Here is a 6,000-nt window from a genome sequence, read left to right on the forward strand (position 1 = left end):
AAAAGTTACCTGAGGAATTAACGTAACCCATAATACACCCAAAATAAGGGGCAAGTCAATCAAATTTTAGCGAAATCGTGAACATTCGATATATCCTGTAATGATAACGTTTTCTGTGGTATGATTGACGAAAGGAAAGAGAAAAAACTGTTAAATATGTCACAGTTGATACAAAGTGTTATAGTTACTATTGGTATACAGAGTTACTTTTAGTATACTGTTTAAAACAACAATGAAATTGAGGGGATTCAGATGAGCGACGACAGGCAGCCTAAGCTTTTGTGCGGTAAGGTGGAACAGTCCTTTCAGATCATCAGCAAAAAATGGACCGCTCTCATCATTCATACTTTGATGGAACATCCCAAACGATTTAGTGAAATTCACGTCTCTATACCTGATCTTAGCAAACGCATGCTGAACGAACGCATCAAGGAACTAGAGCTTTCCGGCCTGATCCTTCGCAATGTCATCACAGAGCGGCCTGTGCGTACTGAGTATTCGCTGACACGCAAGGGTAAAGAGCTAGGTGATGCATTGAATGGTGTGGAGAGCTGGGCCGAGAGATGGCTTTAACTGCTAACAGGAGGTCGCCACACATGGTCTCCTGTTATTGTGTTACCCCATGTGGATCATAATACAAACTATAGTACGAAAATAATGGGACAACCGCTCAGCAGCTCATAATTTCAGAATGGGCCAAGGAAGGATGAGAACGATGGCATTTGGCATTACCCGCCAGGAACTTATGGCCTGGAAAAGAGAGGTCAGTCGTGGTGAAATTGCTTTTCTGACACATTACTGGCTGGATGATCGCTTTCCAGGCATTACAACTGTCACCAAGGTAGGATGTTCTGATTTGGACAAGTTGCGCTTATGGTGCAACCAAAACGGATTAGACCCCCAATATATTCATCAGCGTCAGCCCTATCCTCATTTTGATCTCATCGGTAACAAACAAGCGGAAATTTTACGTAAGTATGGCATTAGCGATCAATTTAAACGCTTTGAACTTCAACTCCCAACGAGTACACGCCCATCGTTCTAAACCGCAGCTCTCAGAGCTGCGGTACTTTTGTTTTCATACCAGTTAATACCTTGTGTATCCAAATCGCTGACATAGCTCCTTCTCCCATTGCCACAGTCGCTTGCTCGGCATGAGCTCCTAAGTCCCCGGCTACCCATACATTTTCCACATTTGTCATTTTGCTGCGAGGATGAGTTTCAATATGCTTATTGTGCAGCAGATGTACACCCAGTTGCTCTGCCAGCTCTGAATGAACATGATTGCTGCCAAAAGCTAAAAAGCCCCGCTCTGCTCGAACCACTTGTCCATCAGCCAGCCGCACTCCTTCAAAACAGCCCGGTTCTCCGGTTATAATCTCAGAAATGGCTGCTTCCTTATAGCCAATCCCTTTTTCCCGCAGCTTCACAATCAGCTCGTCCGGCACCTCTGAACGCTCATGATTGACATAAACAAGTTGATCGGTACGCGCTGACAAGATCAGAGCCATGGAAGCTCCTGCTTTACCGGCCCCCATGACGACCGTGCTGCGATCCTGAACCTCGTAACCGTCACAGTCCGGGCACACATATACACTGTTGCCCAAGCAGGCTTGTAACCCTTCCAGCTTTGGAAAACGGTCCGTTAGCCCTGTAGCTAACAACAGCGTCTTAGATGAATACACGGTTCCTTCCTCGACTTGAATGTCAAAAAGCTCTCCTCTTGGGGCGGCTTTTACCACCTTCCCTTCAATAAACTCAGTACCTAGTTTTGTGGCTTCACTACGTCCAAGCCGTCGCAGCTCTTCACCAGAAATTCCGTCAGGAAAGCCCAAAATATTATGATACTGGTGGCACAGCGTAGATCGACCATAGCCCGAATCTATCACTAGAACTCGATGACTGCTGTATCTCCCCAATTGAATCGCTGCTTGCAATCCGGCAATTCCCCCACCAACAATAATGCAATCATAGTTCATCATTTTTCCTCCTTTGAATGCGCGTTATCCTAGACATCTGCATAAAACCGCAATAACACCAATGTAAACTTCTCATCCAATTTTAAACATAATATCACCCACTAACGGATGAATTAACCCCTGTGTCCGTACATATCAAAGCTTATATGCCTTAAAAATGGAATGACAAAAAGCACTGTGGATACCCACAGTGCTTTACCAGGTCGAGCCTGAATCATCATCATTTTATCGTGAAAATTATAATTATTTAAATGTTTTTACGCGTTCTTCAACAGGCTGGAATTCTTTTTCACCTGGTTGGAATGTCGGTTTACCAAATGGCATTTCAGCAATCAGTTTCCAATGCTCAGGAATGTTCCATTCGTTTTTCACTTTTTCATCAATCAATGGGTTGTAATGCTGAAGGGATGCGCCCAGTCCTTCTTGTTCCAGAGCCGTCCATACAACCAATTGCAGCATACCATTAGATTGGTTAGCCCAGATTGGGAAATTGTCCGCATAGGCTTCGAATTGTTGTTGCAGACCAGCTATCACGTTGTTGTCTTCAAAGAACAAGACTGTTCCGTAACCGCTGCGGAAACCGTTCATTTTCTCAGCAGTAGATTTGAATTGTTCTTCATTACCTACCACTTCCCGCAAAATACCTTCTGTAATATTCCACAGTTTGTCATGATGCTCTCCGAGCAACACTACAGCACGTGATGTTTGGGAGTTGAAAGAGGTAGGTGTGTACTTAACAGCTTCCTCTACAATCTCTTGAATCCGTTGGTCAGAAATAACCTGTTCTTTGCTAATACCATAATAGGAGCGTCTGTCTTTCAGAGCTGTGAAGAAGTCTTTAGCCATTTTGTTACCTCCTGAGAAAAATTAATTACTTTTCGTAACTTAATATACATTACATATATCTTAAAGTCAAGAGATTTCTTTTTAAATATTACCAGTTAGTTGATGATTATACGCCACTATTATATTTTTTCTCACTGGAAGAGGTGTGCTTGGTTGCATCCTTGTCTCTCTCCTCCTGTCTTTCCATCTTCAAATCCTCTACAGGAATGGCGTCTACCGTCTGCTCGATCTCAAAACGGTCGAACAAGCTTTCCTGCTCTGTCGGATACTGCTCTGCATGATCTCGATTGATCGACTGTTTCTGATGTTTAGACTCCGTTGTTCCTTTCCCCGTCTGTCCTTTCTGCTCATTCTGATCGTGCAGGTTATCTTCAAATGGGGCCATTTTACTTCCCTCCCTATCGGATTGGTGTCCACATTATACTTTTACCTTTCACATCGGGGATTAAACGCAAAAAAGAGAAAATCTCCGCAAAGATTTTCTCTACTCATGTACTAGATGGTTGATTGGATTATTCCGAGCTGGATTGACCTGTACACTCATGAAAAAGATGAGGTTCCAGCTTCTCTCTCGTTACGAGCTTCTGCACCAGTTGAGTCCCCGAGTCGGGGGTCATTTGACCATACCAGTCCCCTTGAGGATATACGATCACAACCGCAGCATCATGACAACGCCCATTACAGCGAGTTCTGGTCGTGTGAATATATGCTTCTGCATTTTGTTTACGAATTTCATCCCGAATTGCCTGTGTAACTTCTTCACCCTCATGTCGCATACATGTGCCTCCATTGCAGATCAGCACATGATGCTTCATTGGTTCTAATTCAAAAATAGCCATAGCTTCCCCTTTAATCAACAGTTGTTGGTTTTAAATCAATGTTTATCTGGATAAAGAACAAGCTGTGCTTCCATCTGATCAGCTTCAATCGTCAGCACGATGAATGAATATTCGTCTTCGCCGCGTTTGTCCGTCGGAGACCCCGGATTAAGGACAAGCTGACCGTCAATCGTTTTGACCACCGGAATATGTGAATGTCCATAAATCAGGCAATCCAGCGTTTCTCCCTTAAACGTATTCAATGCGATATTTTCTGTCGAGCCTCGCCAGCCGTGACCGTGAACCATACCGATCCGCTTGCCTTGGGCTTCAACGATTCGTTGATAGCCTAAACGCTCCACGATGTCCATTCCATCATTGTTTCCGGCAATGCCTTGCACAGGCGCAAATTCAGCTAGACGTTCATATACGAACCAATCCGTCCAGTCTCCGGCATGGAGAATGAGGTCACTGCCTTTTAACTCCTGTACAAGCCGACTAGGTAACGTTTTGCTTCTATGCGGCATATGAGTATCTGAAAGTACGATGATTTTCATATCAATTTCTCCTTACCAGCGTCTTTACACAGATGAACTTTGTTGCCCTACGCGCTGCTGAAGTGCCTGCTCCAGATCTCGCAGCGTAACGGTCTCGAAAAACGCCTGTATTTTCTGCTCTGCCACGGTATATAAACCATCCAACAATGCGTCTATGTTCCTGCCTACCTCACAATTATGATTGCTATCGGTATGGATGGCGAACAACGGACCTTCATCCTTGGTCGCCTCATAGATCATTTTCAGATTGATGTTTGAACTGGACATGCTTAGACGAAAGCCGCGTGCTCCAGGCGACGAATCCACCAAACCCGCTTGCTTGAGTCGGCTCATAATCCTTCTCACAACTACCGGGTTTGTATTGATGCTGGAAGCAATAAGTGACGATGTCATTCGCTCCGGTGCCCCTTCAGCCAGAAGAAGCAGACAATGGATACTAACGGAAAAATGGGTACTCATGTTAACCACCTTTATGTGTGTGCCTCATTAAATGTTTGGTAAAATGCATGTTTCCATCATACCACAATAGAGGCACTAACACAGTGCTTACTGCACCTTACTCCGGAAAATAGTCATTTTCAGGACGTACTCGCACTTTTAATTGGCGTACACTATATTCCAACTGCTTAACGATATCCTCCAGTTGACGACGGTCAAGTCCATTAAGGTCGGCGGCAGGCTTAGGTGCATTTTTCAAATCACGTATGGTTGCCTGCTGCTCCTGCCACTTGTCCATCAGGTCGGCTATATTCGCATAAAAGCGTTCGTAATCCTTGATCACTTCATCCAGAAAGGCATCCACCTCGTCCGGATCATAGCCGCGCATTTTATTCTTAAACTGTTTCTCATGAATGGAGAGCGCGTCCAGCTGAATGCCCAGTTGCTTAAACAACTGCTTTTGCTTATCCAGACGACGCTTCATATGTTCATCCATCGGTTATTCCCTCCTTAACACACTATTCTTTTTATATCACATTCTAGGCTGGGAATAAAAGTCTCTGCTGATTGCCCAGCCCTATGAACGGGTATAAAAGAGCATACGTGTCACTTATACAGACCACGAAGGGGAGAGATGATCATGAACCATTTGAACGATTCGCAGCTTGCAGAGCTGAAACATATGTTGTTGGAGCAGAAAAAGGATTTAGAAAAGCATTTTGAACAAAACGGCCAGGAAAACGCTCCATTGGGAGAAACACTGACAGATTCTACAGGTGAGCTCTCGTCCTATGACAACCACCCTGCTGATATAGGGACAGAAACCTTTGAACGGTCCCGTGATCTGGCGATTAATGATTCGCTGCAAGACGAGCTGGAGCAGGTCAATGCAGCCCTTCAACGGATGAAGGATGGGACGTACGGGATATGTGTGGAGAGCGGGGAAGAAATTCCTTTTGAACGGTTGCAAGCCATTCCCTATACAGCCTATACCGTCGAGCACACGCCAACTCGAGAATTATCGAATGACCGCCCGGTAGAGGAACAGGTCATGACTCCGCCACCCAAGGGTGCAGGTGAGATTCGCCAACGAAATGCAGGACGATTTGACGATGCGGGCGCATGGGATGCCGTAGAAAAATACGGTACATCGAACTCGCCTGCAACTGCCGCCAAGCGTGATGTCACCGATTATGATGACAATATGTAATGCTATACGCTTATGTATTGGTTCATCTAAAAAAGCAGCTTGTCCAAAGTGAACTGCACCCCATTTGTTAGACATGACTAACAATGGAGGTGCAGTTTTTTGCCTAAATTCAGTTTAGATGAGAAATTGGAGGCCATTCGTAGGTATCAAAG

10 protein-coding genes are annotated in these 6,000 nt (G+C 44.8%); 3 read left to right on the plus strand and 7 right to left on the minus strand.

The annotated features are described in order from the left end of the window. Window positions 1-252: 252 nt before the first annotated feature. A complete protein-coding gene (locus ACUYLD_RS21510; protein ID WP_007430161.1) occupies window positions 253-573 on the plus strand; it encodes a winged helix-turn-helix transcriptional regulator in 321 nt (106 codons plus the stop codon). Between the two features lie 142 nt (window positions 574-715). Beyond that, complete coding sequence (locus ACUYLD_RS21515; RefSeq protein ID WP_061830319.1) at window positions 716-1,045, plus strand: hypothetical protein; 330 nt, start codon at window positions 716-718, stop codon at window positions 1,043-1,045. Window positions 1,046-1,055: 10 nt separating this feature from the next. On the opposite strand, the gene ACUYLD_RS21520 is transcribed toward ACUYLD_RS21515, so the two are convergent. The 7 genes from ACUYLD_RS21520 to ACUYLD_RS21550 form a co-directional block, all read right to left on the minus strand. Beyond that, complete coding sequence (locus tag ACUYLD_RS21520; protein WP_446675958.1) at window positions 1,056-1,979, minus strand: NAD(P)/FAD-dependent oxidoreductase; 924 nt, start codon at window positions 1,977-1,979, stop codon at window positions 1,056-1,058. Between the two features lie 243 nt (window positions 1,980-2,222). Continuing rightward, a complete protein-coding gene (locus tag ACUYLD_RS21525; protein WP_069291755.1) occupies window positions 2,223-2,825 on the minus strand; it encodes a nitroreductase family protein in 603 nt (200 codons plus the stop codon). Between the two features lie 106 nt (window positions 2,826-2,931). Continuing rightward, the gene (locus tag ACUYLD_RS21530) at window positions 2,932-3,210 is read right to left on the minus strand and encodes a hypothetical protein (RefSeq protein WP_069291754.1); all 279 of its coding nucleotides are present in this window, start codon (window positions 3,208-3,210) and stop codon (window positions 2,932-2,934) included. Window positions 3,211-3,337: 127 nt separating this feature from the next. Continuing rightward, window positions 3,338-3,664: a (2Fe-2S) ferredoxin domain-containing protein gene (locus tag ACUYLD_RS21535; protein ID WP_069291753.1), complete on the minus strand. Its 327-nt coding sequence runs from the start codon at window positions 3,662-3,664 to the stop codon at window positions 3,338-3,340. 35 nt (window positions 3,665-3,699) lie between these two features. Next, a complete protein-coding gene (locus ACUYLD_RS21540; protein WP_061830315.1) occupies window positions 3,700-4,200 on the minus strand; it encodes a metallophosphoesterase family protein in 501 nt (166 codons plus the stop codon). Window positions 4,201-4,224: 24 nt separating this feature from the next. Further along, window positions 4,225-4,659, minus strand: coding sequence for an Rrf2 family transcriptional regulator (locus ACUYLD_RS21545; protein WP_013310015.1), 435 nt, complete (start codon window positions 4,657-4,659; stop codon window positions 4,225-4,227). A gap of 97 nt (window positions 4,660-4,756) precedes the next feature. Beyond that, on the minus strand, window positions 4,757-5,134 hold the full coding sequence (locus tag ACUYLD_RS21550) for a DivIVA domain-containing protein (protein ID WP_023988297.1): 378 nt from the start codon (window positions 5,132-5,134) through the stop codon (window positions 4,757-4,759). Between the two features lie 144 nt (window positions 5,135-5,278). Here ACUYLD_RS21550 and ACUYLD_RS21555 point away from each other — a divergent pair, with 144 nt between their 5' ends. Continuing rightward, entirely contained in the window at window positions 5,279-5,848 is a 570-nt protein-coding gene (locus ACUYLD_RS21555) for a TraR/DksA C4-type zinc finger protein (RefSeq protein ID WP_446675957.1), read from the plus strand. Window positions 5,849-6,000 lie beyond the last annotated feature (152 nt).

The organism is Paenibacillus sp. SER-28 (assembly GCF_052906305.1).

What these genes read in the sequence shown, in the direction of transcription:
- ACUYLD_RS21510 (WP_007430161.1), top strand. Translation starts at nt 253, where the DNA reads ATGAGCGACGACAGGCAGCCTAAGCTTTTGTGCGGTAAGGTGGAACAG.
- ACUYLD_RS21515 (WP_061830319.1), top strand. Translation starts at nt 716, where the DNA reads ATGGCATTTGGCATTACCCGCCAGGAACTTATGGCCTGGAAAAGAGAG.
- ACUYLD_RS21520 (WP_446675958.1), bottom strand. Translation starts at nt 1,979, where the DNA reads ATGAACTATGATTGCATTATTGTTGGTGGGGGAATTGCCGGATTGCAA.
- ACUYLD_RS21525 (WP_069291755.1), bottom strand. Translation starts at nt 2,825, where the DNA reads ATGGCTAAAGACTTCTTCACAGCTCTGAAAGACAGACGCTCCTATTAT.
- ACUYLD_RS21530 (WP_069291754.1), bottom strand. Translation starts at nt 3,210, where the DNA reads ATGGCCCCATTTGAAGATAACCTGCACGATCAGAATGAGCAGAAAGGA.
- ACUYLD_RS21535 (WP_069291753.1), bottom strand. Translation starts at nt 3,664, where the DNA reads ATGGCTATTTTTGAATTAGAACCAATGAAGCATCATGTGCTGATCTGC.
- ACUYLD_RS21540 (WP_061830315.1), bottom strand. Translation starts at nt 4,200, where the DNA reads ATGAAAATCATCGTACTTTCAGATACTCATATGCCGCATAGAAGCAAA.
- ACUYLD_RS21545 (WP_013310015.1), bottom strand. Translation starts at nt 4,659, where the DNA reads ATGAGTACCCATTTTTCCGTTAGTATCCATTGTCTGCTTCTTCTGGCT.
- ACUYLD_RS21550 (WP_023988297.1), bottom strand. Translation starts at nt 5,134, where the DNA reads ATGGATGAACATATGAAGCGTCGTCTGGATAAGCAAAAGCAGTTGTTT.
- ACUYLD_RS21555 (WP_446675957.1), top strand. Translation starts at nt 5,279, where the DNA reads ATGAACCATTTGAACGATTCGCAGCTTGCAGAGCTGAAACATATGTTG.